Here is a 25818-nt window from a genome sequence, read left to right as displayed (position 1 = left end):
GACCTGATCACGGAATGACCTGAGTGGTCTTCTGAGATCCCAGCGACGATCGTGCCGCGATGACTCCGGTCATCGCGGCACGTTTCGTTTGGTCACGCAGGGTTATCACCCAGAGCAGCATATTGATTACTGGGAGTGATGATGATAACCCGTCTGACTGGTTTGGCCATCGCGGCGGCCCTGGCCTCCGGCACCCTCGTGACCGCGGCTGCGGCCCCCGCGGACGCGGAGGTCTGCTCGTATCAGCTCATGAGGGGCGCCAAGACGATGTTCAACGCGGCCGCCCCGGTCCACGCGGCACCCGACGTCAAGAGCAAAATCATTGACGACCTCTACAACCTCGGCGACTTCATCACCGGCAGCTGCCGGCTCTTCGGCGAGGAGAACAGGTGGCGCCGGGTCGTCGGCGTCGGCAACGGCCGGGTGGGCTACACCCAGGACGCCTATCTGAGGAGAGGCAACAGGTTCGAGCTCGACCTCGTCCGCTACTAGGCGGTCTTGCGGGCCTTCTTCTTGGGCTCCGCCTTCTTCTTCTGGGCGCCCTCGCGCTCGCGCTTCGCGGCGTCGACGCTGGCCCGCAGGGCGGCCATGAGGTCGACGGCGGGGCCCGCCTCGGCCGGCGCCTCGGCCTGGATCACCTCGCGCCCGGCCACCTTGGCGTCGATGACCTCCTGGAGCGCTTCTCTGTACGCGTCCTTGTACTCGCCCGGGTCGAAGTCGGCCACCATCGTCTCGATCAGCGACTCGGCCATCTTGAGCTCCTGCGGGCGCAGGTCGATGTCCTCGTCGAGGAAGGCGAAGTCGGCGGTGCGCACCTCGTCGGGCCAGAGCATCGTCTCCAGGACGAAGATCCCGTCGCGTACCCGCAGGGTGGCCAGCGACTCGCGCTGGCGCAGCGCGACCTTCACGATCGCGACCTGACCCGACCGCTCCAGGGCGTCGCGCAGCAGCACATAGGGCTTCGCGCCCTGGGCGTCGGGCTCCAGGAAGTAGGACTTGGCGAAGTAGATGGGGTCGATCTGCTCGACGGGGGTGAACTGGAGGACGTCGATGCGGCGGGAGCTCGACAGCGGCAGGTCGGCGAAGTCGTCGTCGGTCAGCACCACCATGTCGCCGGTGGGCAGTTCGTAGCCCTTGGCGATGTCGGCGTAGGCGACCTCTTCACCGTCGACGGTGCACACGCGCTTGTATCGGATCCGGCCGCCGTCCTCACGGTGCACCTGGTGGAAGGAGACGTCCTTCTGCTCGGTGGCCGAGTAGAGCTTCACGGGGATCGTCACCAGGCCGAACGAGATGGCGCCCTTCCAGATGCTGCGCATAGCCACATTCTCGTCTCTGTGTTCGAATACCGCCATGTCGGGATTCAGATGACTTACCTAATGGGCACATACCCCCTGTGGCACTGCCATACCCGGTCGAACCGATGCTCGCCGTCCCCGGCCCGCTGCCGTCGGACGGCGCCCATTACGTGCTCGAGGTCAAGTGGGACGGCATCCGGGTCCTCGCCTACCTGGAGGGTGCGCCCCGGCTGTTCGGCCGCAAGGGCGTCGAGGTCACCGGGCGCTATCCCGAGGTCGGCGGCCTGGAGGTGCCCGGCCACTCGGTCGTGCTCGACGGGGAGGTCGTCGCGTTCGACCACGACGGGAAGCCGTCGTTCGAGCTGATCCAGCGGCGCATGCACGTCGGCGACCCCGCCGCCCATGGGCTGCTGCGGGCGGTGCCGGTGACGTACATGCCCTTCGACCTGCTCGCCCTCGACGGCGAGGCACTGCTCGACCGGCCCTACCACGAGCGGCGGGCGCTGCTGGAGTCGCTCGGGATCACGGTGGCGCCCACCTTCCCGTGCCATCCCGACGTCGTGGCGGCGACGAAAGAGCAGGGGCTCGAAGGGGTGGTGGCCAAGCACGTCGACTCGCGCTATCGACCGGGCACCCGGTCACCCTGGTGGATCAAGGTGAAGAACGTCGTCGAACGCGAGGTCGTCATCGGCGGCTGGCGGCCGGGCCGTGGGCGGCGGTCGGGCGGGATCGGGTCGCTGCTGATGGGCGCCTTCGGCGCCGACGGGTTCGTCTTCCTGGGTCATGTCGGTACGGGATTCAGCGACGCCGCCCTCGATCAGCTGTTCACGTTGCTCGTACCGCTGGAGATCCCGCGCAGCGCGTACACGAGAGAACTGCCCAGGGAGATCGCCAGGGACGCGCGCTGGGTGCGCCCGGAACTCGTCGGCGAGGTCACCTACGCCAACCAGACCGCCGAGGGCCGCCTGCGCGCCCCCGCCTGGCGCGGCCTGCGCCCCGACGTGATCCCGGCGGAGGTACGGCTGTGAAGAAGGTCCCCGTCCAGGTCGAGGGTCGCGACCTGGTGCTGACCAACCTCGGCAAGACCCTCTACCCCGAGGCCGGGTTCACCAAGGCCGAGGTGATCGACTACTACACCCGCATCGCGCCCGTCCTGCTCCCCCACCTGCGCGGGCGCCCGCTCACCGTGAAGCGCTACCCGAACGGCGTCGGCGGGGCCTTCTTCTTCGAGAAGAACGCGCCCGCCCACACGCCGTCATGGGTCCGCCGGGTACGTCTGCCCGTCCCCGGCAGCACCAAAGACCGCGAGACCATCGACTTCGCGATCGTCGACGACCTGCCGACGCTGGTCTACTACGCCAACCTGGCCGCCCTGGAACTGCACGTGCCCATGTGGCGGGTGTCGGGCGAGGGCGAGCCGCTGCCCCCCGATCTGCTGGTCTTCGACCTCGACCCGGGAGCGCCGGCGACGATCGTCGAGTGCTGCGAGGTGGCGCTGCTGCTGCGCGACGCCCTGGCCGAGGAGGGCCTCGACTGCCACGCCAAGACGAGCGGCAACAAGGGCATGCAGCTCCATGTGCCGTGGACCTCGGAGGTGACCACCTCGGAGTACGCGAAGGCCCTCGCCGAACGGCTCGCCCGCCGGCACGACTTCGTCACCGCCGTGATGGCTAGACGGGAACGCCCGGGGAAGGTGTTCATCGATTGGAGCCAGAACAACCCCGCCAAGACCACCGTCGCCGTCTACTCCATGCGCGCCAACCCGCACCCGACCGTCTCCACCCCCCTGACCTGGGACGAGGTGGCCGCCTGCGACCACCCTGACCAGCTCAGATTCACGCCGTCCGACGTGCTGGCGCGGGTCGAGGCGTCGGGAGACCTGTTCCCGTAGTGTGGGCCGAGAGGAGGACGCCATGTCCGAGAAGAGCGGAAGCGAAGCTACTGAGGCCGACGTCGCCGAGCAGAACCGCCCCCTCGACGACGAACCCGAAGAGAACCCCTGGCCGGAGGATCTGCCCCTGGATGTCGACCCGGCGGACGCCACCGACCAGAAGCGGGCATATGCCGACGACGAGGACGACTATCGCTGACCTGGTGACCCAGCCGTAGGATGGGGGCCGCCGAAAGCGAGACGCTGACGGCCGAAGGCCGGCAGTGGCTCGCGCCAGGAACCTGCTCGAAGAAGCCCGCGCGCAAGGAGAGGCCGTGACCGCTACCCCGGACGCCAAGCCCCGGGGCACCCGGCTGCCCCGGCTCGCCCGCCGTCGCCAGTTGCTCAGCGCCGCCCAAGAGGTCTTCGTGGAGAACGGCTACCACGCCGCCGCCATGGACGAGATCGCCGAGCGGGCCGGTGTCAGCAAGCCGGTGCTCTACCAGCACTTCCCGGGCAAGCTCGAGCTCTACCTGGCGCTGCTCGACGTCCACGTCGACGACATGGTGTCGCGCTGCAAGGAGGCGCTGGCCTCCACGACCGACAACAAGCAGCGCGTCCAGGCCGCCATCGGCGCGTTCTTCGACTTCGTCTCCAGCCAGGGCGAGGCCTTCCGGCTGGTCTTCGAGAGCGACCTGCGCAACGTCGCGGCGGTCCGCGAGCGCATGGAACGATCGCTGCGCCAGAGCGCCGACGCGATCGCCGAGGTGATCCAAGAAGACACCGGCTGCTCCAGCGAAGACGCCCACCTGCTCGGCGTCGGGCTCGTCGGCATGGCCGAGGTGAGCGCCCGCTACTGGCTGACCAGCGGCGGCGCGATCCCGAAAGACGCCGCGGCCGGGCTCATCGCCCGACTGGCCTGGCGCGGCATCGGCGGTTTCCCGCGCACGACCTAGCCACGCCCGGAGTTACGCCCGCCGCGATCAGAGCTCTGCCGCAGCGATTTCCGGGGCCACCATGGAACCCTCTCGAAAGGGGCCCAGATGGAAATCAAGATCGGCGTTCAGTCGGTGCACCGTGAACTCGTCGTCGAGACCGACCTCACCGTCGAGGAGATCGAGGCGGAGATCCGCAACGCGCTCGCGGCCGACCGAGGCGTCTTCTCCATCACCGACGTCAAGGGAAACCGGGTGATCGTGCCCGTAGCGGCGCTCGGCTTCATCGAGATCGGAGAGGGAGCCAGCCGTTCGGTCGGGTTCGGCGGCACTCTCTGATCTAGGCGGATTCACCGGCGCGAGCCACGGCCGCATCTCGCTTGAACGCCTTCGGGCGCCGCTTTTGGACGGCGGCGCCCATTGGCTTCTCTAACGGGGACCGTGGATACAGCCCGGCGGACGTCTGCGTGGGATGTGTGCGTCGTCCCTGCGTCTGCTGATGGTCGGGCATCCTGAGCTCGCCCTGCGCAACACGGCGCGGGAGGCCCATCGGTTCGGTCCACATCTTGTCAAGGAACTGCCGTAGCGGCGCGAGGCCCTCATAACTCGCACGGTACAACCCCATGGCGCCTTCACGCCTCTCGATCATCACTCTGGGGCGCCTGATTCAGCCTCCGGGGGTCAGCCCGAGCGCCGACATCCGCTTGCCGTGCTCCTCTGTCAGCTGGGCGAACATCCGTCCGACGGCCGCGAGGTCGTCGCCGTCGACGAGCAGCTCGGCGAGTTCCGGCCGGGCCGCGGCGACCCGGTGGGCCTGGCTCAGCGCCTCGCCGACCAGCCGCCGCGCCCACAGGGCCAACCGGCCCCCCAGGCGCGGATCCTCCTCCAGGGCCTTCCTGACGCGCTCGACGACCAGTTCCGAGCGGGCCTCGTCGGCGAGCGCCTGGTCGACCAGCTTCTGGGTCTCCTCGTCGACCCGCCGGGCGGCCACCCGGTAGAAGTCGCCGGCCAGCCCCGTGCCGACGTAGGCCTTCACCAGGGCCTCGTACCAGTCTCCCGGCTGGGTCTGCTCGTGCCAGGCGTCGAGGGCGTCGGCGAAGGGGGCCATCGCCTCCTCCGGGTCGGCTCCCAGGTCGGCGATCCGGTCGCGGACCAGCCGGAAGTGGCCGTATTCGGTGGCCGCCACGTCGCCGAGCGCGGCCCTGTCGGTGAGCGAGGGGGCCAGCACGGAGGCGTCCTGCGCCATCCGGAGGAACGCGGTGAGCTCGGCGTAGGCGAGCACGCCCAGAAGGTCGACGACACCGGGCCGGGAAATGGTCATGGCAGCAGCGTAGGGGGAGGGGCTCACGAAGAAACATGCGAAACACGCCGCAAATCGGTTAGCAGCTGTGGTATCGAGTAGACTGCTCGGTGAGAAGTGCGACCGCACTGTGTTGATCCGGGGTATCTGTTCCCGGTAACCCCCAGAGAGTTTGGCTGCGCGCGGTCGCGTACGACGTCGAAGGCGCCTTTCGTAAGGACCCGGCACGCGAGCCCGTTTGGTCACGAAACCGCCTTCGCCACACGACTGAGGCAGGCGACGATTACGACGTTCCGAGACCTGGGTGTCATCCCAGAGATCGCCGATGCCCTGGAGACCGAGGGCATCGTCTCACCTTTCCCTATTCAGGAGATGGCTCTCCCCCTCGCGCTGTCCGGCCAGGATGTCATCGGCCAGGCCCGCACCGGTACCGGCAAGACCTACGCCTTCGGCGTCGCGATGCTCCAGTCCGTCGGGAAGCCACGCAAGAACCGCAAGAAGCCCAGGGGCCTCGTTCTGGTCCCGACCCGTGAGCTGGCCCTCCAGGTGACCGAAGACCTCGTCCTGGCCGCCGGGAAGCTCGGCTCCCGCATCCTGACCGTCTACGGCGGGCGCGCCTACGAGCCACAGGTCGAGGCGCTCAAGAGCGGCGTCGACGTGATCGTCGGCACCCCGGGCCGGATGCTCGACCTGATCAAGCAGAAGCACCTCGACCTCAGCCAGATCACCATGATGGTGCTCGACGAGGCCGACCGGATGCTCGACCTGGGCTTCCTGCCCGACATCGAGCGCATCATCAAGCTGGTGCCGGAGCAGCGGCAGACCATGCTCTTCTCGGCCACCATGCCGGGCGAGATCGTGGCGCTGTCGCGGCGCTACCTGACCCGTCCGATCCACGTGCGGGCGGAGACCACCGAGGCGGAGAACGACGCCCCCTCCCAGGTCACCCAGTACGTCTACCGCACCCACCGGATGGACAAGATCGAGATCCTGGCCCGGCTGCTGCAGGCCGAGGGGCGGGGTCTCACGATGGTCTTCTGCGAGACCAAGCGGGCCTGCGACATGGTCCACGAGCAGTTGCGCGACCGCGGGTTCGCGGCGGCGGCCGTCCACGGCGACCTCGGCCAGGGCCAGCGCGAGCAGGCCCTGCGGGCGTTCCGCAACGGCAAGATCGACGTGCTGGTGGCCACCGACGTGGCGGCCCGCGGCATCGACATCGACGACGTCACCCACGTGGTCAACTACGACCTGCCGCAGGACGAGAAGACCTACGTCCACCGCATCGGCCGGACCGGCCGCGCCGGCCGCACCGGCGTCGCGGTGACGTTCATGGAGTGGACCGAGATGACCCGCTGGAAGGTCATCAACAACGCGCTGGGCCTCGGCAACCCCGAGCCGGCCGAGTCCTACTCCAGCTCGCCCCACCTGCTCGAAGAGCTGCGCATCCCGGCGGGCACCAAGGGCGTGCTGCCGCGCGCCAACCGCTCGCGGGCCGGCCTCGACGCCGAGGAGATCGAAGACCTCGGCGAGACCGGCCGCACCCGCAGCCGCCGCGACAAGGACAAGGACAGGGATCGGGATCGAGACCGCGACAGGGACCGCGACAGGGAGAAGGACGAGCGCAGAGAGCGCCCGGCCCGCAGCCGTCGTCGCACCCGGGGCGGCCGCACGTCGGACGAGGTCACCGAGACCGAGACCGTCGCTGAGACCGTCGCCGAGACCGTCGCTGAGACCGTCGCCGAGCTCCCGGAGGTCGTCGACGTCGTCGACGTCGTCGAGGCCCCCGCGGCCCCGGCGCTCTTCGAGGGCGACATCCTCGATCCGATCCACGATGAGATTCACGAAGTTGAGGAAGAGGTGGAGGTGACTCCCATGGAGACCACCCGGCCGGCCGAACCCGAGAAGATCATCCCGGCCAGCCCGTTCGCGATCATCTTCCGTTCGCCCGATCTGGCCACCGAAGACGATCTGCCCGCGCCCTCGGCCGCCACCGAGCGCAAGGCCCAGCGCGGCAACGGCCGTCACTCCGGCTCCGGCGGCAACCGCCCGCGCCCGCGCCGGAACTAGCCCGAACACCGCAGGGCTCCGCTGCTCATCTGCGGCGCCCTGCGGGTTTCAGTATCGTGGCTTCACGTGAGTACGCCGAGATTCCTGGACCTGCCACCCGGGGTGAGCCCCAAGCGGATCGAAACCCCTGAAGGGGTGTTCGCCGCCCTGGAGGCCCTGCCCGGCAGCGGGCTGCCCGACCGGTGGCCGGCCCTGCTGGTGCCCGGCTACACCGGCAGCAAGGAAGACTTCCTCTCGGTGCTGCAGACGCTGGCCCAGGCAGGCCGCCGCGTGGTGGCCATCGACCTGCGAGGCCAGTTCGAGACACCCGGCCCCGACGACCCCGCCGCCTACACGTGCGCGGCCCTGGGCCGCGACGTCGACTCCCTGGTGGCCGTCGTGGGCGGCGGAGAGCCCGTCCACCTGCTGGGCCACTCGTTCGGCGGCCTTGTCACCCGTGAGACCGTCCTCGACGGCACCGGCAAACTGGCGTCCTACACCCTCATGAGCTCCGGCCCTGCGGGGATGGTGGGCGCCCGCGAGGTGGCCGGCCGGCGCATGCTGGAGAAGATGCCCCAGCTGGGCCTGGAAGCCATGTGGACCGAGAAGATGGAACCCGACGCCCTGCGCGCCGGCGTGCCCGAGGAGATCGTGGCCTTCCTCCGCCGGAGGCTGTTCGCCAACTCGCTGGTCGGGCTGGAGTGCATGGGCCGAGCCGTCCTCGACGCTGACGACCGCGTCGACGAACTGGCCGAAACGGGCCTGTCGACCCTGGTCCTCTACGGGGAGCACGACGACGGCTGGCCACCGAGACTGCAGGCGGAGATGGCCGACCGGCTCGACTGCGAGTGCGTCGTGGTGCCGGGGGCAGTCCATTCCCCGGCGGTGGAGGCCCCGGAGACGACGGCGGCGGCACTGACCCGCTTCTGGAACACCGCCGAAAGCACCATGCTGGCCCGCTGACGAAGCCTGGCTTCCCGGGAAGGCGCCGAAGCCCTGACATCAGCAGGGTTCCCGGCCTTTGCGGCTCTCCTGCATCTGACGGCCTGCCACATGTGCCCCGCTCCGGCGCCGGCCGTGCCATGGTTGAGCCCGGTCTCGGCCACCTACACGATGTCGAGGAACGTCGAGGAACAAGGTGCGGGGGCGGCGTCGCCCTCGATGGCCGCCCGTGATCGACGGCATGGGGCGTGCTGAGGTGGGGCGCCGTCCTCACAAGGGGCGAGCCAAGCTTCGCAAGGGGCGATATATCGAAATTTCGGGCGGCCCAGCCGCCTGAATATTCAACGGGCGGTCTGTTCGCGCTTGCTCCGGGCGATGCCCGCGTCGCCAAGTGCGGCGCCGCCCGCCTAGATCGGGGCCAGACCGTCCCACGGTTCCTTGTCGGGGGCGGCCGCCTGGCCCTCCGGGCAGTGTTTGCGGAAGTCGCACCATGAGCAGAGCACGCCAGGCGACGGCGCGAAAGTTTCATCCGTCGCCTCGCCCGCGCGGTAGGCCTCGTCGGCCTCCTGGGCCTCGGCCGCGATCTGGTCGGCCCGGGACAGGTGACGGGCCAGGGACTCGTCGGTGTGTTCCCACTCCACGACCTCGCCGGTCGGCAGGTGGTGCAGCTCAACCCGGTGGCAGGGCCGTCGTAACACCCGGCTCGCCGCGACGGCGTAGACCGCCAGGGCCAGGGAGCCCCGCGCGTCGTCGCTGGTCAGCGGCCTGCGGCCGGTCTTGTAGTCGACCACGACCAGTTCGTCGCCGCGGCGGTCGAGGCGGTCGATGCGGCCCGAGAGGGCCATGACCGACGTGCGGGTCGCGACCGTGCGCTCCACGCCGACCGGCTCGTCGGAGGGGTCGAGCGTGGCGGTGTAGCCGGAGACCATCTTGCGGGCCCGGTCACGCCATCTCAGCGACTGTTCGGCGTCGCGGAAGCCTTCGGTGATCCACCCGTTGGAGACCAGGATCGCCGCCGACAGCGGGGTCCGGCGCTCGTAGGGCTCCCGCCACCATGCCGCAAGGGCGTTGTGGACCGACGCGCCCACGCTGTTGTGCGCCCACGGCGGGCCCTTCTGGGGCGCGGGGCGGTCGAGGTAGGTGAATCGGTAACGCCGGCGGCAGTCGAGCCAGGAGTTGAGCCGCGACGGCGTACACGAGAAGAGCCGCCGCGGCATTCCTTCCAGGGGGAGCTGCTCCACCGCGCTCAGTCGTCGTCGGCGTTGAGGCGGATGCCCGACACGCGGGTGCCGTCGGTCAGCGGGCCTTCGGGCTGCTGCTCCTCGGGGTCGGCGGTCAGCGAACCGGAGAGCCACCGGTCGAACAGGGGCTCCAGATCGCCGATCGTGGTCTCCTCGCCGTGCGCCGGGAGGACCCGGGTGTCGCCGGGGAGGGTGAAGAGCCGCTCGCCGATCGAGGTGAGCTGGTCGGCCAGGGCCGGGTATTCGCCGCCGAGCTTGCCCGGGCCGTCGGCCAGCAGGGTCTTGCCGGTGAACACGACGCCCAGCGACTCGGCCAGCAGCGACACGCCGCCCGCCGTCACACCCGGGGTGTTCATGACCTCGAGCTCGGTGTCGGCGACGGCGAACAGGCCCTCGTCCTCCATCTCGATGTCGGGCCAGGTGTCTTCCCAGGTCTGCCGCCACAGACGCTTGTCTTTGGGGCTCAGGGCGATCACGGCCTCGTCGCGGGCGGCCACCTCGATGGCGCCGCCGACGTGGTCGGGCAGCCCGTGAGTGCAGATGACGGCGAGAACCTGTCGCTCGCCGACCTTCTCCAGGATCTTCTCCGCGTCACGCGCGGGGTCGATGACGATGACCTCCTCGTCGTCACCCACGATCCAGGTGTTGTTCTCAACCTTGTGCTCGACGTCGTCGATCTCGACGACCCCCGAGGTCACCACTCGCTCGATACGCGCTGTCACGAACAGCACTCTAGCCCGTTCCCGCTGCGCCTTCCCCCGTCAGACGTGGAGAGAACGCCCCGAACGGCACGTCCCACTCGAGATCGCGGAGATCGGCAAGCGCGAGCTGCATCAGAGTGATCAGATTCCCGGCCTCGGCGGGCCACGCGATGGTCCAGAGCCACCGCCCGGCGGCCTCACCGACATAAACCGCTCTGTCCCCCGGTACGCCGTTCCGCACCACCCAGAGCGGGATCGAGTGCCCGTTGGCGTCGATCTTGGTGACCGGTGTCCGGGTGACGATGTCACCGGGGTCGGGACCGGGGAGGCCGGCGTACGCGGACCCCAGACCCACGCCCGGCTCCTCGGAGATGATCAGCAGATCGGCGGGCCCGTAGCTGAGCGAGGGCCCGGAGACCGCGACCACGGTGGCCCGGTCACCGGCCTCGCCGAACCCCGTCACCAGCCATCCGGCGGGCAGGGGCCACGGCAGCCAGACGGGCACAGTCGAACCCCGGATCAGTTCGACGGCGGCCGTACCGGGCCGATGGGAGCGATAGGGCAGCACCTCGCCGTGTACGAGACACCGCCAGGCGCTTGACCAGACATTGGGCTCGCTCAGCTGGCCGAAGCACCGGGGACAGGTGGGCGCGGCTCTCACAGTTACTCACCGTGCTCCGATGCCCGGGACCCGTCAAGGCCCCCCGGACCTTTTAGCCGTAATCTTGGCGTTATGCGCTGTGTGGGGGCCATCATCCGCGACACCGAGGGTCGCCTCCTGCTCATCCAGCGCGGTCACCCGCCGTCGGAGGGCCTGTGGTCCCTGCCCGGCGGCCGCGTCGAAGAGGGCGAAACCGACGACGACGCCCTGCGCCGCGAGATCCGCGAGGAGACCGGCCTGGAAATCCAGGTGGGCGCTCTGGCCGGAACGATCGTGATCGGCTTCTATGAGATCTTCGACTACCACGCCCACGTGACCGGCGGCGACCTCAGACCGGGCGACGACGCGGCGGCGGCCACATGGGCCACCACCGATGATCTTGTACGACTCCCGCTGACGAAGGGCCTCCTCGACTTCCTGAACGACCTCCCCCGTTAGGCGTCCCCCGAGGACAGGGTGCTGCGCCAGATGGTGATGTTGTCGGTCTTGCTCGTCGTCGAGCGGCCCACCGCGATCACCCGCTGGCCCGAGATCGTCACCGCCTCCAGCCACTGCGCGCCCACCCCGCCGAGCCCGTCTTCCACGAGCCCGTGCCGGACCCACACCAGACCGTCTTCCGACGCCCATACCGAGCTGTCGACCTCGCTGCCCGTCCCGTGGGCGCCCACGGCGACGATGCCGCGCTCGCTGGCCGTCAGGTCGAGGACCACGGCCGGCGCTTCGGCGGGCAGCCAGGCGAACTCCCAGCTGTCGCCGCCGTCGCCGCTCACGGCCGAGAAGGGCCGGGTGCCGTCGTCGGTCAGGGCGGTGCCGGTCGCGATCAGCTTTCCGTCGCGGGCGACGATGTGGCGCAGGCCGGCCGACTGGGCGTCGTCGGGCAGGACGCGGTTCTTGGCCTCCCACTTCAGCCCGTCACCGGACACCCAGACGACCCCGTTCTCCCGTTCGGAGCGGCCGGTTCCGCCGATGGCCACGAAGCCGTCGTCGGTCGCGGCCACGTCGTGGATGCGCACCTCGGCCGCCCCGGCGGGCAGTTCGCCCACCCGGGTGAACTTCTTCAGGTCGCCGGTGAACCAGAGCGCGGGGCCGATCCCGGCGCCGGTCTGGTCTTCCCCGGCCAGCACGTAGCCCTTGGGGCCGGCGGCGACCGTCTGGGGGGCCAGGTAGTAGTGGCCCTCGGGCGCGGACATCTCCGGCCCCGGCCGCCAGCCCTTGCCGTCGGACGACACCACCAGCAGCGGTTTGGTCACCAGCAGGTCGGCCATCGTGCTGCCGACCGCGAGCCAGCCCTTGGGGCCGTAGGCGACGTCCGAGAGCGCCTGCCGGCCCGAGCCGCCGAGCCACTGGGAGTTGATCGCCCGCCAGTTGGCGCCGTTGTTGCCGCTGGTCCAGATGCCGGCGTCGCCGTTGGCCGAGCCGACCGCGACGAACGCGCCCCCGGCCGCCAGCACGCCGGAGGTGTTGCGGGCCAGCCGGTTCAGGCCCGGCACGCTCTCCAGCGGCACTGCCCTGGCGGCCTTGCCCTTCTCCGCCGTCATCAGGACGGGCAGGTTCTCCACGTCACCCGCGCCGCGCTTGTCGCCACCGGCGACCAGGCGTCCGCTGTCGGTGATGGTCAGCCCGCGCAGGGTCCCCGGGATGAGGCCGAGGTCGGCCCGTTTGCGCCAGTCGCGGCCGTCGTCGCTGGTGAAGAGGGCGTACTCCTCCCACGCCGACTCCACCACGGCGGCCAGGCCCGCCCCCGAGGCGGCCAGCCCGCGCACGCCGCTCCCGGCCGGGCTGAGCGGGCCGATGGTCCCGCAGGCGGTCCAGTTCTGGCCTTCGGGCGAGCAGTGGACCCGTACACCCGGACCTGAGAACCGCTGCCCGGTCGGCACCAGCACGAAGCCGTCACCCGACGCCGCCAGAGCGCCCGTCTCGGGCCTGATGTCGGGCAGGGCCGTCGCCGTACGCAGCCACGTCCGCCCCCCGTCGTCCGATCGCAGGATCACGGTCGCGGTGCCGGCGCCCGGTTCGGCCAGGGCGACGACCTTGTCTCCCTTGGCCACGACCGCCTTGACGGTGCGGATCATGTCCGGGGTGCCGATCCTCGGGGTCTCCACCCGCGTCCACGCCTGCCCGTCGGCGGAGGTCCAGGCGACCGCGCCCGGGGTGCCGTCGGCCTGCATGGTGCTGCCGACGGCGACGAACCCGGTGGCGGTCCGGGCCAGATCGGTCACCCGGTCAGATTCGAGGAACATCCCGAGCCGGGCCGGGTCAACCGCCGCCCACGACTGGCCGTCGGCCGACGTCCACATGCCTCTGCCTTCGGGCCCGGCGGGGTCGGTGCTGACCGCGAGCCACTTCCCGCCGCTCCCGACGACCCGGCCGGGCGATCCCGGCGCGGCCTCGTAGCCGGGCGGCCCGTTGACCTCGCCGAGGGTCCAGTCCTTGCCGTCGTTGACCGAGACGATGAACAGGGGCCGCGCGATGGCGCTGGTGGTGTCGGTGCCGACCGCCACGATCGTCGACCCCGACGAGGCGACCGAGGTCAGCACCTGCCGCGAGCCGTTGCCCGGCAGCCCCGGGGCCTGGAACGCCGAGTCCCCCGACTGCCCGTCGCCGACGGCGAGCCGGATCCCGGACGTCGCCGGCGCCGTCGCCCACCGCACCACGAACAGCCCGAACGCCGCGGCCGTGATGACCGCCACGATGACCAGCAACGGCAACCCGATCCTCGGCCGCCGCCGCTGCGCCCGCACGCCTCGCCGCCCGTGCTTCCCGCCACGCGGCGGCCCCAGCGTGGCCAGCACGTCGGGCCGCAACGGCCGCCCACCAGGCGGCTTCCCGATCCGCTCGGGCGGCCCCTTCCGAACAGCCGGAACCGCCGCCGGTACGTCCTTCTCCCGCCGCCCCGGCCCGAACTCGGGCTCCGGAACGAACTCGGGCTCCGCGGCGATGGCCGGCCGGACCCGGATCCCATGCTCACGCGGCGGCCCGGATGCGACCAGCTTGTCCGGATACTCTCTGCGCCCGGGCCGCTCGTCGTCATCGGGCCGCTGCGGAGTGGAGTAGGGACGGTGATGCCGAGGCGGAAAATCAGACGGCCGACTCTGCCGCAACCCGGGGTCGGGCGGATAGATCCCCTCAGGCGTCGCCTCTTCACCGCGCACGGCGGGGTCGAGGGGATACATGGGCTCGACGCCGGGCGGCAGTCCGCCCTCCCGAGCGACTCCGCCCCCTGAACGCGCCACATCACTGGGAGACCCCACGTCCGTATGCGGGCTTCCGAGGGGATCACGCGATCGACCCAGATCATCGTCGCCCGCCCCACCGAGCCCGGCGACCGCGCCTATGGGCCGACCGGGCTCGCCATACGGCTCAGCACCTCGCGACCTGTCGACCTCGCCATACGGATCAGCGCCCCGCGAACCGCCAAGGCCCTCCACCGCGCCCACAGGACGACCGGCATCCTCATAGGAATCAGCGCCACGTGCGCCACCGAGACCCTCGCCCGCCCGCTCGGGCAAGCCCAGCGGGTCTGAAGCCTCCGCTCTGGCAGGTTCGCCCTCGCCCGAGGGCGCAGGCGGCGGGGGTAACGGAGATTTGCCCAGAGGCCAGATCACCTGGTCCTGAGGTTCGCCCGGGCGCGGCCCGATCGGCCCATGGCGGCGCTCGCCCAGAGCCTCGAAGGGTAACGAGCCGATCGCGCGCCGGGGCTGGGTCGTCTCCAGGTCGCCCGGACGGGGCTCCGGGTCGTCGAGTTCGGCCGCGGCGTCGTAGGGCCGGCGGCCGCGTACCGGAGGGTCTTCCGGAGTCGGGGCGGCGAAGGGGGGCAGGGCCCAGGGTGAGGTGCGCGGGCGGGAACTCTCCTCAGGGGTCGTGGCAGGGCCCGGTGGCGAGTGGTGGAGCTTCGGGGGCACATCCGGCTGCTCCTCGTCTTCGGGGGGCACGGCCACTTACCTCCTCTATCAGGACCGTTCCACATATGTCTGGGAGGGACGCAATCCCTCTGATACCCCTCCCGCAACCCACGATCACCTCCTCTCTAGTGAGATTTATCCGCCCTCCACTGAAATTCCCGACTTACGAGCCAAAACCACGACACCAACCCCAAAAACACCAAATTGCACGATCGTTCCCACCAGGCTCTGCCAGGGCAGCGAACCCTGCTGCAGCGCCGAGCCGAGCTCCCCCGCCACCGCCGCGACCCCGAACGCCCCCACGTTGTTGACCGCGTGCAGCGCGATGGCCGCCTCTAGCCCGCCGGTGCGGACCGACAGCCATCCCATCAGCACGCCGAACCCGAACGTGTAGGCGATTCCGAAGTCGGTGTAGCCGTGGAAGGCCGCGAACACGGCCGACGAAATGATGATCCCCCACCAGGGATTGCGCAAATAAGCGCCGAAAGCCTGAACCACCCAGCCCCGGAACGCGTACTCCTCTGCAGCCGCCTGCATGGGCACGAGGAAAAGGATCACCAGCAACGGCACCAGCAGATTCGACCAGCCCGCCCAGCCGTATCCCGGAGAAACCCCCGTCGCCAGCAGGACCAGGCTCTGGGCGACCTCCCCCAGCACCACCGCGAGGACCGCCAATGGAACGCACCGCAGGAGCCACCGCCACCGGACCCGTCCCGCGACCGACGACAGAGTTCCGGGAGGGCGCCGCTGCACCAGCCAGGCCGCCCCCAGCAAGAGGGGGATCAGGATCGCGATCGACACGAGCTGGAACGCGAGGTCGAGCACCGGATCCTCGAAGAGGATCCGCCCCGGGGACAGCGCCATCGGCGTGGCCCCGGACACGGCCATGAGGAGGATCGCGACCAGGCCGAGCGCCGCCGTCAGCGCGACGTAGACGACCACGACCAGCACGGTCCCGAGCAGGGGCCGCCACCAGCGGTGCACGGGAGTGCGCGCGAGCTGGTCGTACCGCAGACCCGGAGGCGGCGGGACGATCCACGACGTGAGCGATGGCTGCTGGATCACGTCCCCATTCTCATCACAGACGAGTGCGCATTAGTCCACAGACAGACGCGGCCCGCCGCGATTCACTCTGGGACAGGAAACAAACTCAGGAGAGACGGAACATGAGCCGGCTAGGACCCATTTACACATTGGCCGTGGGAGTGGTGATGACCGCGGGCCTGACGGTGGCCAGCGCGACCGCCTCCCCCCAGATCCAGGAGACCGCGGCCGTCCCGGCGGCGGCCGGGGGGGCCGACCCGCTGGCCACGCCCGAGGCGACCGAGGAGGCCACCCCCGACGCGACCCAGGAACCCGAAGAGGTGGCCGCTCCCGAGCAGGAGGAGGATCCCACCCCCAAGAAGGCCGACTACGCGGGCGTCGTCGACCAGAACGGCGGCCTGATCGCCATCTCGATCAGGAAGGGCAAGGTCGTCGGCTACTTCTGCGACGGCAAGATCGAGGCGTGGCTGAGGGGCACCGCCGCCGACAACACGGTCACCCTCGAAGGCAAGGACACCCTGGTCACCGCCGCCCTGCGCGGTGGCAAGGCGCAGGGCCGCATCGAGTACAAGAACAAGAGCTGGCGCTTCTCGGCCGCCACCGTGAAGAAGCCCTCGGGCCTCTACCGCGCCACCGCCCAGGTCCGCGGCGCTCGTGTCGTCGGCGGCTGGATCAAGCTCCCCAACGGCCAGTCGGTCGGCCGCATCATGCTCGGCGAGAACTCCGGCGAGGCCGCGGCGGCCTTCGACGGCGGCGTCCAGGAGTGGTACGGCATCCCCCTCACCCCGCAGGACCCCGACCAGTTCATCGACTCCTTCCTGTCCCCGGCTGCCCCGGCCTCCTGAACCCCGACGCCCCCGAACGCTTGAGAGCCTGAGATGTCTCACACCCAAGTCGCCCCACAGAACCGTGGCGCCGTCGCCGCCCTCGTCATCCCCGTGCTCGCGGGCGGCCTGGTCGCCGCCGCCCTCGGCGTGTACGGCGAACTGCACCCCCCGACCGGTTTCGCCTACGGCCTGGCCGGCTTCTCCGGCCCGCTGGCCATGAAGGTCTGGCTGACCACGCTCGCCGCGCTCCTGGCGATCGTGCAGGTGTTCTCGGCGTTCGCCATCTGGGGCAAGATCCCCGTGCGGGGCTCGTGGCCCGGAGTGGTGCACCGCTGGTCGGGACGCCTGGCGTTCCTGGCCACCGTGCCGGTCGCCTTCCACTGCCTCTACTCGGTGGGCGCGCGCTACGACGACCCGCGCGTCATGTTCCACTCGATCTTCGGCTGCGTCTTCTACGGCGTGTTCGTCACCAAGATGCTGTCGCTGCCCAAGCGCGGCCTGCCCGGCTGGACGCTGCCGGTCGTCGGCGGCCTGCTGTTCACCCTGCTGATCGGCCTCTGGCTGACCTCGTCGTTCTGGTTCTTCACCACGATCGGCGTCCAGTTCTGAGAGAGCAGGCCGGCTCGCTTCAGGGCCGCTCGAACCGGCGAGTTCGGGCGAGCCCTGCGGCGCGGCCCTTGGCCGCCACCACCAGCGCCATCTTGCGCGACGCCTCGTCGATCATCTCGTCGCCGAGCATCACCGCGCCGCGCCTCTCGACCGTCGTGTAGTAGTCGTAGGCGTCGAGGATGAGCTCGGCGTGGTCGTAGTCGTCCTGCGCGGGCGAGAAGACCTCGTTCCCGGCGTCGATCTGCCCGGGGTGCAGCACCCACTTGCCGTCGAACCCCAGCGCCGCCGCGCGCGCCGCGACCCGGCGGAACCCGTCGACGTCCTTGATCTGCAGGTAGGGCCCGTCGATCGCCTGGAGGCCGTGGGCCCTGGCCGCCATGAGGATGCGCATCAGGATGTAGTGGTAGGCGTCGCCCTCGGGGTAGCCGGGCGGCTGCTCCCCCACCACGAGCGTGCGCATCCCGATCGACGCCATGAAGTCGGCCGGCCCGAACACCAGCGTCTCGACCCGGGGCGAGGCCTGGGCGATCTCGTCGACGTTCACGAGCCCCCGGGCGCTCTCGATCTGCGCCTCGATCCCGATGGCGCCGACGGGCAGCCCGACGGCCTTCTCGACCTGCGTCAGCAGCACGTCGAGCCACCGGACGTGGGACGCGTCCTCGACCTTGGGCAGCATCAGGCAGTGCAGCCGGTCGCCCGCGCCCTCGACCACCTCGATGACGTCGCGGTAGGTCCACGAGGTCGACAGGTCGTTCACCCGCACGACGACGGTCTTGCCGCCCCAGTCGCCCTCTTTCAGCGCGGCGACGATGTTCCCCCGCGCCGGCTCCTTGGCCAGCGGGGCCACCGAGTCCTCCAGATCGAGGAACACCTCGTCGGCGGGCAGCCCCTGGGCCTTCTCCAGGAATCGGGGGTTGCTCCCGGGTACCGCCAGACACGTACGTCGCGCGCGCATGCGCCCAACCCTACAAAGCCGGGCAGTGGACGTTGTGCCAGGGCGCATACGGGGATCCCGGGTGATCTATGTGATTAATAAGGAGGTAATGCCTCTTCCATCAGGGAGCCAGACAATGTCCCGAGCCGTCGCCGCGAGCCGTCCCGCGGTTCTGTCCGACCTCATCCCCGGCACGATCGTCCGCGACGTCGCGCTCGTCGTCGGCGCCGCCGCGCTGACCGGCCTGGCCGCCCAGGTGGCGTTCCCGGTGCCGGGCAGCCCCGTGCCGGTGACCCTGCAGACCTTCGCCGTCCTGCTCTCCGGAGCCACCCTGGGCCTCTACAGGGCCGCCGCCGGCATGGCCCTCTACCTGCTCGCGGGCCTCGCGGGCGTGCCGTGGTTCACCGCCGCCGGCGACGCCACGCTCGGCTACGTGGTCGGCTTCTTCCTGGCCGCGTCGGTCGTCGGCGCGCTGGCCGGGCGGGGCGGCGACCGCACCGTCGGGAAGACCGTCGTGACGATGATCGTCGGCACCGTGCTGATCTACCTCGTCGGCGTGCCGTGGCTGGCGGTGGCCGCCGACATGAGCCTGGCGACCGCGATCGAGAAGGGCGTCGTGCCCTTCCTGATCGGCGACGGGCTGAAGGTCCTCATCGCCGCGGGACTGCTTCCCGCAGCATGGAAAATCGCCTCCTGACAGGCGTTTTGACCTATGGAAAACTGGCCGTCATGAGCCTCGCGTTGATCGAAGACGCCGCGAAGCGGTCGAGCGTGCTGTGGGTGGTGCTGCCCGAGGGCACCCGCCTGGCCTGGCACGTCTGGCATGACGACGCCATCTACATGGTGGTCGGGGGCGGGGAGCAGAACCTCCCCGGCCTCACCGCCCAGCACGAGATCGAGGTCGTGCTCCGGAGCAAGGACAACGGCGCCCAGCTCGTCCGCTTCCCCGCGGCGGTCGAGGTCGTCGACCAGAAGACCAGCCCCGAGGTGGTGGCCGCCCTCGCCAAGGAGCGGCTGAACGCCCCCGACGCGGCCGGGCTGCCCGCCCGGTGGGCCAGGCGCTCCTCGGTGGTCCGGCTCAGGCCGACGGGTTGAGCACGGGCTCGCGCGCGGCGGGCGCCTCAGCGGGAGCCCGCCGTACGGTCGCCGTCTGGGCCAGCAGCGCGCCGAGCAGCACGACCGCACCACCGATGATCTGGTAGGCGCCCAGCGCCTCCCCCAGCAGGAAGTAGGCGATCAGCGCGCCGGTGATGACCTCCAGCGAGGCCACCGTCGCCCCCACCGCCGCCGACAGCCGCCGCACCGCGGTCACGCCCGCGATGTACGCCACCACCGTCGCCACCAGGATCAGCCAGCCGGCCGCCCCGGCGACGGGCAGGGTGTTGCCCGCCACGGTCACGACGTCGCCGAAGACCGCCCACTCGATCGACCAGGGCCGCGCGAACGGCAGCAGCACGACCGCCGCGCCGATCATGCCCCAGGCCACCAGGCCGAGCGGGTCGACGTGCAGGTTGTCGCTCATCAGGAAGTATCCCGCGCAGCACGCCGCCGCCAGCAGGGCCAGCACCAGGCCGAGGGCGTCGAGCCGCAGCCCGTCCCAGACCTCGACCACGACCGCCAGCCCGGCCACCGCGATCACCGCGCCGATGTAGGCCGCCTTCGGCAGCCTGATCCGGCGGACGAACCGCACCCAGAGCACGACCAGGACGGGCGAGGTGTACTCGATCAGCAGCGTCACGCCGACGGGCAGCCGCTGGATGGCCAGGAAGTACAGGGCCTGCACTCCGGCGACGGCGACCAGGGCGTACACCCCGAAGAAGAGCCACTGGGAACGGGGGATGCGCAGCGCGGCGGGCCGCAGCAGCGCCAGCGCGGCGAGGAGCAGCAGCCCGGCCCCGGCCATCCGCACCCACACCGACTCCAGCGGGGCGAGCCCGGCTGCGTTCAGATACTTCGCCATGGGTCCGGAGAACCCGAAGCACACGGCGGACACGGCCGCGATTCCAAGGCTGACTGACCGGATCATGACTCTTCCCTGTAACTACCGTTGACCTACTTTGATCCTGTCATATCCGTCCGGACCGGGGCATCCCCATAACCTGCCAAGGTGGAGCGGATCTTCGTGGCCCGGCTGGCCGGGCTCGCGGTGTTCGATCCCGCCGGTGACAAGATCGGCCGGATCCGGGACGTGGTCGTCGCACTGCGCGGCCCGCTGCCCCCGCGCGTCCACGGCTACGTGGTGGAGGTCCAGCCGCGCCGCCGGGTGTTCCTGCCGGTCACCCGGGTGATCTCGGTGGAGGCCGGGGCGGTCATCTTCACCGGACGCCTCAACCTGCGCCGCTTCGAGCAGCGCGAGTCCGAGACCCTGGCCATCGGCGAGCTCCTCGACCTGAAGATCACCGTCGGCGAGGAGCCCGGCACCGTCCTCGACCTGGCCATGGAGCAGCCCGACCCGCCCGACTGGCTGATCACCAAGGTCGCCTTCCGGCGCGGCACCCGCCGCCGGGGCGAGACCACGGTCGTCGACTGGGGCCAGGTCAGCGGCTTCGAGGTGGCGCAGAAGGACCAGGGCGCCCAGAGCCTGCTGGCCGCCTTCGACGCGATGCGCCCCGCCGACCTGGCCGGAGTGCTCCAGGAACTCCCCGGCAAGCGGATGGCCGAGATCGCCGCCGCGCTCGACGACGACCGGCTGGCCGACGTGCTGGAGGAGCTCCCCGAACGCGACCAGGTCACGGTCCTGAGCAACCTCGACGACGAACGGGCCGCCGACGTGCTGGAGCACATGGGCCCCGACGACGCCGCCGACCTGCTCCAGGAGCTCCCACCCGACCAGGCCGAGAGCCTGCTGGCCCTGATGATCCCCGAAGAGGCCGATCCGGTACGCCGCCTCCTCGGCTACGCCGAAGACACCGCCGGCGGCATGATGACCACCGAGCCCGTCATCCTGCCCCCGAACGCCACCGTCGCCGAGGCGCTGGCCCGGCTGCGCAACCGCGAGCAGCCGCCCTCGATCGCCGCCCAGGTCTTCGTGGCCCGCCCCCCGACCGAGACCCCCACCGGCCGCTACCTCGGCATCGCCCACATCCAGCGGCTGCTCCGCGAGCCCAGCTTCGCCCTGATCGGCTCACTCGTCGACGGCAGCGTCGACCCGATCAGGCCCGAGTTCTATCTCCCCGAGGTGGCCTCCTACCTGGCCACCTACAACCTGGTGGCGGCCCCGGTGATCGACGAGGACGGCCGCCTGATCGGCGCGGTCACCGTCGACGACGTTCTGGACCACCTGCTGCCCGAAGACTGGCGGGAGCGACATGACTGAGAGCCGGCTCGACCAGCCCCGCGAACTGCGCAGGCAACTGCCCATCCGGTACGACCCCGAGGCGTTCGGCAAATGGTCGGAGAAGTTCGCCCGCTTCCTGGGCACGGCCAGGTTCCTCGTCTACATGACCGCATTCGTGATCGTCTGGGTCGCCTGGAACACTCTGGGCCCGATGAGGTTCGACCCCTACCCGTTCATCTTCCTGACCCTGATGCTCTCGCTCCAGGCGTCGTACGCCGCCCCGCTGATCCTGCTCGCGCAGAACCGCCAGGACGACCGCGACCGGGTTCAGGGCGAGCAGGACCGCCACGCGGCGGAGCAGAACCGGGCCGAGCTCGAATATCTGACCCGGGAGATCGCCTCGCTGCGCATCGCCCTGGGCGAGGTCGCCACGCGCGACTTCATCAAGGCCGAGGCCGAGTGGCTAGTCGATCAGCTTGACGGCAAGCGCGGCACACTGCCCTAGCTCGGCCCCGCTCAGCCGGTCGACGAACTGGGCCCGCACGCCGCGCAGGTAGGTCGGGGTGGCCTCGTCGAGCAGGGCCGTGCCCTTGTCGGTGAGCACGGCGTAGAGGCCGCGCGCATCGCTGGGGCAGGCCTGCCGTTCGACCAGGCCGTCGCGTTGCAGCCGGTCGATCAGCCGGGTCAGCCCGCTGCGCGACAGCAGCACCCGGCCGGCGAGGTCGTTCATCCGCAGCCGCTTGTAGGGCGCCTCGGACAGTTGGAGAAGCACGTCGTACGAGGCCATCGCCAGATCGTGGGACTCCAGGAGGTCGGATTCGATGCTCCGGGTGATCCGCATCTGGGCACGCTGCATGGTGCGCCAGACCTCGATTTGTTCCGCCGACAGGACAGGCGGACTTGTCGGACTCACGCGCGCAATCCTAGAGGCGCGACCTCGATTCGTATGACAGGTCGCCAGTTCGTAGCATGACTACATGGCACCGACCCCAGAAGTGGTGACCGCGGCTCTGGCGACGGTCAACGACCCCGAGATCCGCCGGCCGATCACCGAGCTCGACATGGTCAAGAGCATCGACATCGCCCCTGACGGGCTGGTGCGCGTAGGCGTCTACCTCACGGTCTCCGGGTGTCCGATGAAAGACACCATCACCCGCGACATCACCGCCGCCGTCTCCAAGATCGAGGGCGTCACGCGCGTCTCCGTGGAGATGGACGTGATGAGCGCCGAACAACGTAAAACTCTGCAGACCAAACTGCGCGGCAACCGGGGCCCCGAGAAGGAGATCCCGTTCGCCCAGCCCGGCTCGCTGACCCGCGTCTTCGCGGTCGCCAGCGGCAAGGGCGGCGTCGGCAAGTCGTCGGTGACGGTCAACCTGGCCGCCGCGATGGCCTCCTCCGGCCTCAAGGTCGGCGTCGTCGACGCCGACATCTACGGCCACAGCGTGCCCCGCATGCTGGGCGTCGGCGAGCGGCCGACCAAGGTCGAAGACATGATCATGCCGCCGGTGGCCCACGACATCAAGGTCATCTCGGTCGGCATGTTCAAGCCCGAGGGCAACAGCGCGGTGGTGTGGCGCGGCCCGATGCTCGACCGGGCGCTCCACCAGTTCCTCGCCGACGTGTTCTGGGGCGACCTCGACGTCCTGCTGATGGACCTGCCGCCGGGCACCGGCGACATCGCGATCTCGGTCGCGCAGCGCATGCCGTCGGCCGAGATCCTCGTGGTGACCACGCCCCAGCAGGCCGCCGCCGAGGTGGCCGAGCGGGCCGGGTCGATCGCCGCGCAGACCCACCAGCAGATCGCCGGCGTGATCGAGAACATGTCCTGGCTGCCCTGCCCCCACTGCGACGAGCGCATCTCGGTGTTCGGCGAGGGCGGCGGCCAGACCGTCGCCGACGCGCTCACCCGCACTCTGGGCTCCCGGGTCCCGCTGCTGGGCCAGATCCCGATCGACATGCGCCTCCGCGAGGGCGGCGACGAGGGCAAGCCCCTCGTCCTCACCGACCCCGACGCCCCGGCCGCCGCCGAACTCCGCCGCATCGCCGCGGGCCTCAGCAAGAAGAGGGGCGGCCTCAAGGGCATGAAGCTCGACATCAGCCCGGCCGGCCGTTAAAAGCTTCTTCCGTTACGGCTCCGCCCACCCTGACACCGCCCGTCGCGTCCGGGCGGCGCCGCAACCGGCGCCAACCGGCCGCGCCCGCCCAAGCAAAAGGCCCGCTCCTAGGGAGCGGGCCTTTTCGTTCGGCTCAGGTCGCCTCGTTGTCGTAGGGCGGGATCTCGCCCGCCGTCAGTTCGACGGTCACCGGAGGGGGCGGCGGGTCGGCCGCGGCCGTCTCCTCCGGAGTGGCGTTCCAGTCCTTCTCGACGTCGTCGAGCAGGTGCTTGCGGACGAAGTTCTTGGGGTTGAGGTCGGTCGGGTCGAAGTTCTTGAACTCCGGCCCCAGGTTGGCCTCGAGGTCGGTGCGGGCGTTGTTGGCCATCTGCCGGATCTGCCGGAGCGTCCGGCCCGCCTGCGAGGCGACTCCCGGCAGCTTCTCCGGCCCGAACACGAGCAGCGCGATCACCACGAGCGCCAGGATCTCCGCCCAGCCGAGTCCGAACACCGTAGATCTCCCTTGCCCTGCCCGAACCGTCGTGAATCAGACGTTGGCCATCACACTACTGCCCGGACAGGCGTGCTACGAGGGCTGGGCCGACGGAGCGGGCGCCGCCCCGATCACGACATCAACTGTTCGCTCGGCGCCCGCCCGGCTGTATTTGAACGGGACCCGGTCGCCCGGCGTCTTGCTGCGGATCGTGACGATCAGCTCACGGCTGTCGCTGATCGGCTGCCCGTCGACCTCGAGGATCACGTCGCCGGCCCGGAGCCCGGCCTTGTCGGCGGGCCCCTGCGGCGTGATCGGCGGCACCCCCCGGTCGGGGGCGTCGGCGATGCGGACGCCCTGACCCTGGTAGCTCTGGTCGATCGTGATCCCGATCCGGGACGTGCGGGCCGAGCCGGTCGAGATGAGCTCCTCGGCGATCCGGCGGACCTGGTTGACCGGGATGGCGAAGCCGAGCCCGATGCTGCCCGACTGCTGGCCGCCCAGCTGCTGGCCGGCCCCTATCGTGGCGATGGCCGAGTTGACGCCGATGACCTCGCCTCGGCCGTTGACCAGCGGGCCGCCCGAGTTGCCGGGGTTGATCGCCGCGTCGGTCTGGATGGCGTTGATCAGCGCCGAGTCGCGCCCGCTCTCACCGCCGGCCTCGACGGGCCGGTTGAGCGAGCTGACGATGCCGGTGGTGACCGTGCCGCTCAGGCCGAGGGGCGAGCCGATCGCGATGACCGGGTCGCCGACCACCATCGAGTCGGAGTTGCCCAGCGCCACCTCGGGCGAGCCGAACGTCTCGTCGGGCTTGACCACGGCGATGTCGGAGTTGGGGTCGCGCCCCACGATCTGCGCGGTGGTCGACTGGCGGTTGGCGAACCGGATGCGGATCGCCCCGCCCGACCGCGCCGCGGCGGCCACGACGTGGTTGTTGGTGACGATGTAACCGCCCCGGATCAGGAACCCGGAGCCGGTGCCCGCCTGCCCGCTGCCCTGCACTTCGAGCGAGACGACGCTGGGCAGCACCTTGGCGGCCACCCCGGCGACCGACTCGGGCGCCCGCCCGGTCGGCGCGGCGGCCGGGGTCGGGATCGCGTAGCCGGGGTCGATGCCGGCGGTCGGGCGGGTCAGCAGATAGGTGCCGCAGGAGGCCGCGCCTCCGGCCACCAGCGCGACCACGAGGCCGAGCGCGGCCAGAGTGCCGGTCCGGGGACCGGCGCGGCGCTCCCGCCGCGGCAGTTCGGCGGTCGCGCCGGGCGGCGGCGCCCACCCCTGCCCCATGCCGTAGGCGTTGGGCGGCGGGGGTGGCGGGAAATAGGTCTGGGTCGGCTCTCCGCCGGGAAGCGGGGGCGGCGGGTGGGCCGCGCCCGGCTGCTGGGGCTGGCGGGGGGCGTGGTCTTCCTCGCCCCACTCGCCCGCCGGATAGAACTCAGGCCGCCCGTACGCGTCGTCGTCACGCGTGTCGTCGGTCATCGGTGCAGTCACTCCCAGCGGTTGTGGCGGGGCCGCCACCCAGTCTCAGCTTCTTCGGGGCAGATTCCGACGCGAGACGCAGCCGGCCTTCGGCCGTCAGCGTCTCGCTCCAGGCATACGACCCGTGTTCTCACGCCAGATCGTATGCCGTCTCACTGCCCAGACG

29 protein-coding genes are annotated in these 25818 nt (G+C 70.5%); 17 read left to right on the top strand and 12 right to left on the bottom strand.

Going from position 1 to position 25818, the window contains the following annotated elements:
• Nucleotides 1-249 precede the first annotated feature (249 nt).
• Nucleotides 250-492 carry a hypothetical protein gene (locus FDA94_RS25485; protein WP_137249605.1) on the top strand — a complete coding sequence of 81 codons (243 nt, stop codon included), beginning with the start codon at nt 250-252 and terminating at the stop codon, nt 490-492.
• On the opposite strand, the gene ku is transcribed toward FDA94_RS25485, so the two are convergent.
• Nucleotides 489-1319: a non-homologous end joining protein Ku gene (gene ku / locus FDA94_RS25480; RefSeq protein ID WP_137249604.1), complete on the bottom strand. Its 831-nt coding sequence runs from the start codon at nt 1317-1319 to the stop codon at nt 489-491. The genes FDA94_RS25485 and ku overlap by 4 nt on opposite strands.
• Nucleotides 1320-1396: 77 nt before the next feature.
• Between ku and ligD (FDA94_RS25475) the strand changes: the two genes are divergently transcribed.
• From ligD (FDA94_RS25475) to FDA94_RS25460, 5 genes are all read left to right on the top strand, one after another.
• A complete protein-coding gene (gene ligD, locus FDA94_RS25475; protein WP_246060150.1) occupies nt 1397-2326 on the top strand; it encodes a non-homologous end-joining DNA ligase in 930 nt (309 codons plus the stop codon).
• Entirely contained in the window at nt 2323-3189 is an 867-nt protein-coding gene (gene ligD / locus FDA94_RS25470; protein ID WP_137249603.1) for a non-homologous end-joining DNA ligase, read from the top strand. Before ligD (FDA94_RS25475) ends, ligD (FDA94_RS25470) begins: the two co-directional genes overlap by 4 nt.
• Before the next feature lie 22 nt (nt 3190-3211).
• Nucleotides 3212-3388, top strand: a complete 177-nt coding sequence (locus FDA94_RS39440; RefSeq protein WP_170991119.1) for a hypothetical protein — start codon at nt 3212-3214, stop codon at nt 3386-3388.
• Between the two features lie 115 nt (nt 3389-3503).
• On the top strand, nt 3504-4124 hold the full coding sequence (locus FDA94_RS25465; protein ID WP_030451799.1) for a TetR/AcrR family transcriptional regulator: 621 nt from the start codon (nt 3504-3506) through the stop codon (nt 4122-4124).
• 87 nt (nt 4125-4211) lie between these two features.
• Nucleotides 4212-4442 (top strand): DUF3107 domain-containing protein, encoded by a 231-nt coding sequence (locus FDA94_RS25460; protein WP_062339067.1) that lies wholly within the window; start codon nt 4212-4214, stop codon nt 4440-4442.
• A gap of 328 nt (nt 4443-4770) precedes the next feature.
• Here FDA94_RS25460 and FDA94_RS25455 read toward each other — a convergent pair whose 3' ends face one another.
• The gene (locus tag FDA94_RS25455) at nt 4771-5424 is read right to left on the bottom strand and encodes a ferritin-like fold-containing protein (protein ID WP_137249602.1); all 654 of its coding nucleotides are present in this window, start codon (nt 5422-5424) and stop codon (nt 4771-4773) included.
• A gap of 351 nt (nt 5425-5775) precedes the next feature.
• On the opposite strand from FDA94_RS25455, the gene FDA94_RS25450 reads away from it, so the two are divergent.
• Nucleotides 5776-7470, top strand: a complete 1695-nt coding sequence (locus FDA94_RS25450; protein ID WP_137249601.1) for a DEAD/DEAH box helicase — start codon at nt 5776-5778, stop codon at nt 7468-7470.
• Nucleotides 7471-7536: 66 nt separating this feature from the next.
• Nucleotides 7537-8412 carry an alpha/beta fold hydrolase gene (locus tag FDA94_RS25445; protein ID WP_137249600.1) on the top strand — a complete coding sequence of 292 codons (876 nt, stop codon included), beginning with the start codon at nt 7537-7539 and terminating at the stop codon, nt 8410-8412.
• Nucleotides 8413-8798: 386 nt separating this feature from the next.
• On the opposite strand, the gene FDA94_RS25440 is transcribed toward FDA94_RS25445, so the two are convergent.
• Genes FDA94_RS25440 through FDA94_RS25430 form a run of 3 tightly spaced genes read right to left on the bottom strand, consistent with a single transcriptional unit; the run spans nt 8799 to nt 10994 of the window.
• Entirely contained in the window at nt 8799-9608 is an 810-nt protein-coding gene (locus tag FDA94_RS25440) for a RecB family exonuclease (protein ID WP_170991118.1), read from the bottom strand.
• A 29-nt stretch (nt 9609-9637) separates the two neighbouring features.
• Nucleotides 9638-10354, bottom strand: a complete 717-nt coding sequence (locus FDA94_RS25435; RefSeq protein ID WP_137249598.1) for an MBL fold metallo-hydrolase — start codon at nt 10352-10354, stop codon at nt 9638-9640.
• Nucleotides 10355-10364: 10 nt separating this feature from the next.
• Nucleotides 10365-10994, bottom strand: a complete 630-nt coding sequence (locus tag FDA94_RS25430) for a DUF6758 family protein (protein WP_137249597.1) — start codon at nt 10992-10994, stop codon at nt 10365-10367.
• 72 nt (nt 10995-11066) lie between these two features.
• On the opposite strand from FDA94_RS25430, the gene FDA94_RS25425 reads away from it, so the two are divergent.
• Nucleotides 11067-11432, top strand: coding sequence for an NUDIX domain-containing protein (locus FDA94_RS25425; RefSeq protein ID WP_137249596.1), 366 nt, complete (start codon nt 11067-11069; stop codon nt 11430-11432).
• Here FDA94_RS25425 and FDA94_RS25420 read toward each other — a convergent pair.
• Nucleotides 11429-14167: a proline-rich domain-containing protein gene (locus tag FDA94_RS25420; protein WP_137249595.1), complete on the bottom strand. Its 2739-nt coding sequence runs from the start codon at nt 14165-14167 to the stop codon at nt 11429-11431. The two genes, FDA94_RS25425 and FDA94_RS25420, sit on opposite strands and share 4 nt — an antisense overlap.
• Nucleotides 14168-14251: 84 nt before the next feature.
• Here FDA94_RS25420 and FDA94_RS25415 point away from each other — a divergent pair, with 84 nt between their 5' ends.
• Nucleotides 14252-14518, top strand: a complete 267-nt coding sequence (locus FDA94_RS25415) for a hypothetical protein (RefSeq protein WP_137249594.1) — start codon at nt 14252-14254, stop codon at nt 14516-14518.
• Between the two features lie 513 nt (nt 14519-15031).
• Here the strand turns inward: FDA94_RS25415 and FDA94_RS25410 are convergent.
• The gene (locus tag FDA94_RS25410; protein ID WP_137249593.1) at nt 15032-15961 is read right to left on the bottom strand and encodes a CPBP family intramembrane glutamic endopeptidase; all 930 of its coding nucleotides are present in this window, start codon (nt 15959-15961) and stop codon (nt 15032-15034) included.
• Between the two features lie 146 nt (nt 15962-16107).
• Between FDA94_RS25410 and FDA94_RS25405 the strand changes: the two genes are divergently transcribed.
• Together FDA94_RS25405 and FDA94_RS25400 are read left to right on the top strand one after the other, a co-directional pair.
• A complete protein-coding gene (locus tag FDA94_RS25405; protein ID WP_137249592.1) occupies nt 16108-16785 on the top strand; it encodes a hypothetical protein in 678 nt (225 codons plus the stop codon).
• 33 nt (nt 16786-16818) lie between these two features.
• Nucleotides 16819-17376, top strand: a complete 558-nt coding sequence (locus FDA94_RS25400; protein ID WP_137249591.1) for a DUF6529 family protein — start codon at nt 16819-16821, stop codon at nt 17374-17376.
• Nucleotides 17377-17395: 19 nt separating this feature from the next.
• Here FDA94_RS25400 and FDA94_RS25395 read toward each other — a convergent pair whose 3' ends face one another.
• Nucleotides 17396-18331, bottom strand: a complete 936-nt coding sequence (locus FDA94_RS25395) for an HpcH/HpaI aldolase/citrate lyase family protein (protein ID WP_170991117.1) — start codon at nt 18329-18331, stop codon at nt 17396-17398.
• A gap of 115 nt (nt 18332-18446) precedes the next feature.
• Between FDA94_RS25395 and FDA94_RS25390 the strand changes: the two genes are divergently transcribed.
• Both FDA94_RS25390 and FDA94_RS25385 read left to right on the top strand, forming a co-directional pair.
• Nucleotides 18447-19007, top strand: a complete 561-nt coding sequence (locus tag FDA94_RS25390; protein ID WP_137249589.1) for a biotin transporter BioY — start codon at nt 18447-18449, stop codon at nt 19005-19007.
• A gap of 32 nt (nt 19008-19039) precedes the next feature.
• On the top strand, nt 19040-19405 hold the full coding sequence (locus FDA94_RS25385) for a hypothetical protein (protein WP_137249588.1): 366 nt from the start codon (nt 19040-19042) through the stop codon (nt 19403-19405).
• Here the strand turns inward: FDA94_RS25385 and FDA94_RS25380 are convergent.
• The gene (locus FDA94_RS25380; protein ID WP_342778525.1) at nt 19389-20336 is read right to left on the bottom strand and encodes an EamA family transporter; all 948 of its coding nucleotides are present in this window, start codon (nt 20334-20336) and stop codon (nt 19389-19391) included. The two genes, FDA94_RS25385 and FDA94_RS25380, sit on opposite strands and share 17 nt — an antisense overlap.
• Nucleotides 20337-20417: 81 nt before the next feature.
• Between FDA94_RS25380 and FDA94_RS25375 the strand changes: the two genes are divergently transcribed.
• Both FDA94_RS25375 and FDA94_RS25370 read left to right on the top strand, forming a co-directional pair.
• Nucleotides 20418-21626, top strand: coding sequence for a magnesium transporter MgtE N-terminal domain-containing protein (locus tag FDA94_RS25375; protein WP_137249587.1), 1209 nt, complete (start codon nt 20418-20420; stop codon nt 21624-21626).
• Nucleotides 21619-22092: a DUF1003 domain-containing protein gene (locus FDA94_RS25370; protein ID WP_137249586.1), complete on the top strand. Its 474-nt coding sequence runs from the start codon at nt 21619-21621 to the stop codon at nt 22090-22092. Before FDA94_RS25375 ends, FDA94_RS25370 begins: the two co-directional genes overlap by 8 nt.
• On the opposite strand, the gene FDA94_RS25365 is transcribed toward FDA94_RS25370, so the two are convergent.
• Nucleotides 22051-22428, bottom strand: coding sequence for a MarR family winged helix-turn-helix transcriptional regulator (locus tag FDA94_RS25365; RefSeq protein ID WP_246060149.1), 378 nt, complete (start codon nt 22426-22428; stop codon nt 22051-22053). The genes FDA94_RS25370 and FDA94_RS25365 overlap by 42 nt on opposite strands.
• Before the next feature lie 136 nt (nt 22429-22564).
• Between FDA94_RS25365 and FDA94_RS25360 the strand changes: the two genes are divergently transcribed.
• Nucleotides 22565-23704, top strand: a complete 1140-nt coding sequence (locus tag FDA94_RS25360) for an Mrp/NBP35 family ATP-binding protein (RefSeq protein WP_137249585.1) — start codon at nt 22565-22567, stop codon at nt 23702-23704.
• Nucleotides 23705-23837: 133 nt separating this feature from the next.
• Here the strand turns inward: FDA94_RS25360 and FDA94_RS25355 are convergent, their stop codons facing one another.
• Nucleotides 23838-24194, bottom strand: coding sequence for a sec-independent translocase (locus FDA94_RS25355; protein ID WP_062339048.1), 357 nt, complete (start codon nt 24192-24194; stop codon nt 23838-23840).
• A 75-nt stretch (nt 24195-24269) separates the two neighbouring features.
• Nucleotides 24270-25652, bottom strand: a complete 1383-nt coding sequence (locus FDA94_RS25350; RefSeq protein WP_137249584.1) for a S1C family serine protease — start codon at nt 25650-25652, stop codon at nt 24270-24272.
• Nucleotides 25653-25818: the final 166 nt, after the last annotated feature.

Origin of the sequence: Herbidospora galbida (genome assembly GCF_005233835.1) — a bacterium.
GTDB lineage: Bacteria > Actinomycetota > Actinomycetes > Streptosporangiales > Streptosporangiaceae > Herbidospora > Herbidospora galbida.
Note: the sequence above shows the minus strand (reverse complement) of the source record. Positions and strands in the feature narration are given on the sequence as shown.

Excerpts from the sequence above, each read along its gene's own strand:
- FDA94_RS25485 (WP_137249605.1), top strand. The coding sequence starts at position 250 with ATGAGGGGCGCCAAGACGATGTTCAACGCGGCCGCCCCGGTCCACGCG.
- ku (WP_137249604.1), bottom strand. The coding sequence starts at position 1,319 with ATGCGCAGCATCTGGAAGGGCGCCATCTCGTTCGGCCTGGTGACGATC.
- FDA94_RS39440 (WP_170991119.1), top strand. The coding sequence starts at position 3,212 with ATGTCCGAGAAGAGCGGAAGCGAAGCTACTGAGGCCGACGTCGCCGAG.
- FDA94_RS25460 (WP_062339067.1), top strand. The coding sequence starts at position 4,212 with ATGGAAATCAAGATCGGCGTTCAGTCGGTGCACCGTGAACTCGTCGTC.
- FDA94_RS25455 (WP_137249602.1), bottom strand. The coding sequence starts at position 5,424 with ATGACCATTTCCCGGCCCGGTGTCGTCGACCTTCTGGGCGTGCTCGCC.
- FDA94_RS25450 (WP_137249601.1), top strand. The coding sequence starts at position 5,776 with ATGGCTCTCCCCCTCGCGCTGTCCGGCCAGGATGTCATCGGCCAGGCC.
- FDA94_RS25440 (WP_170991118.1), bottom strand. The coding sequence starts at position 9,608 with ATGCCGCGGCGGCTCTTCTCGTGTACGCCGTCGCGGCTCAACTCCTGG.
- FDA94_RS25425 (WP_137249596.1), top strand. The coding sequence starts at position 11,067 with ATGCGCTGTGTGGGGGCCATCATCCGCGACACCGAGGGTCGCCTCCTG.
- FDA94_RS25420 (WP_137249595.1), bottom strand. The coding sequence starts at position 14,167 with ATGTATCCCCTCGACCCCGCCGTGCGCGGTGAAGAGGCGACGCCTGAG.
- FDA94_RS25415 (WP_137249594.1), top strand. The coding sequence starts at position 14,252 with ATGCGGGCTTCCGAGGGGATCACGCGATCGACCCAGATCATCGTCGCC.
- FDA94_RS25405 (WP_137249592.1), top strand. The coding sequence starts at position 16,108 with ATGACCGCGGGCCTGACGGTGGCCAGCGCGACCGCCTCCCCCCAGATC.
- FDA94_RS25400 (WP_137249591.1), top strand. The coding sequence starts at position 16,819 with ATGTCTCACACCCAAGTCGCCCCACAGAACCGTGGCGCCGTCGCCGCC.
- FDA94_RS25395 (WP_170991117.1), bottom strand. The coding sequence starts at position 18,331 with ATGCGCGCGCGACGTACGTGTCTGGCGGTACCCGGGAGCAACCCCCGA.
- FDA94_RS25390 (WP_137249589.1), top strand. The coding sequence starts at position 18,447 with ATGTCCCGAGCCGTCGCCGCGAGCCGTCCCGCGGTTCTGTCCGACCTC.
- FDA94_RS25385 (WP_137249588.1), top strand. The coding sequence starts at position 19,040 with ATGAGCCTCGCGTTGATCGAAGACGCCGCGAAGCGGTCGAGCGTGCTG.
- FDA94_RS25380 (WP_342778525.1), bottom strand. The coding sequence starts at position 20,336 with ATGATCCGGTCAGTCAGCCTTGGAATCGCGGCCGTGTCCGCCGTGTGC.
- FDA94_RS25370 (WP_137249586.1), top strand. The coding sequence starts at position 21,619 with ATGACTGAGAGCCGGCTCGACCAGCCCCGCGAACTGCGCAGGCAACTG.
- FDA94_RS25365 (WP_246060149.1), bottom strand. The coding sequence starts at position 22,428 with ATGCGGATCACCCGGAGCATCGAATCCGACCTCCTGGAGTCCCACGAT.
- FDA94_RS25360 (WP_137249585.1), top strand. The coding sequence starts at position 22,565 with ATGGCACCGACCCCAGAAGTGGTGACCGCGGCTCTGGCGACGGTCAAC.
- FDA94_RS25350 (WP_137249584.1), bottom strand. The coding sequence starts at position 25,652 with ATGACCGACGACACGCGTGACGACGACGCGTACGGGCGGCCTGAGTTC.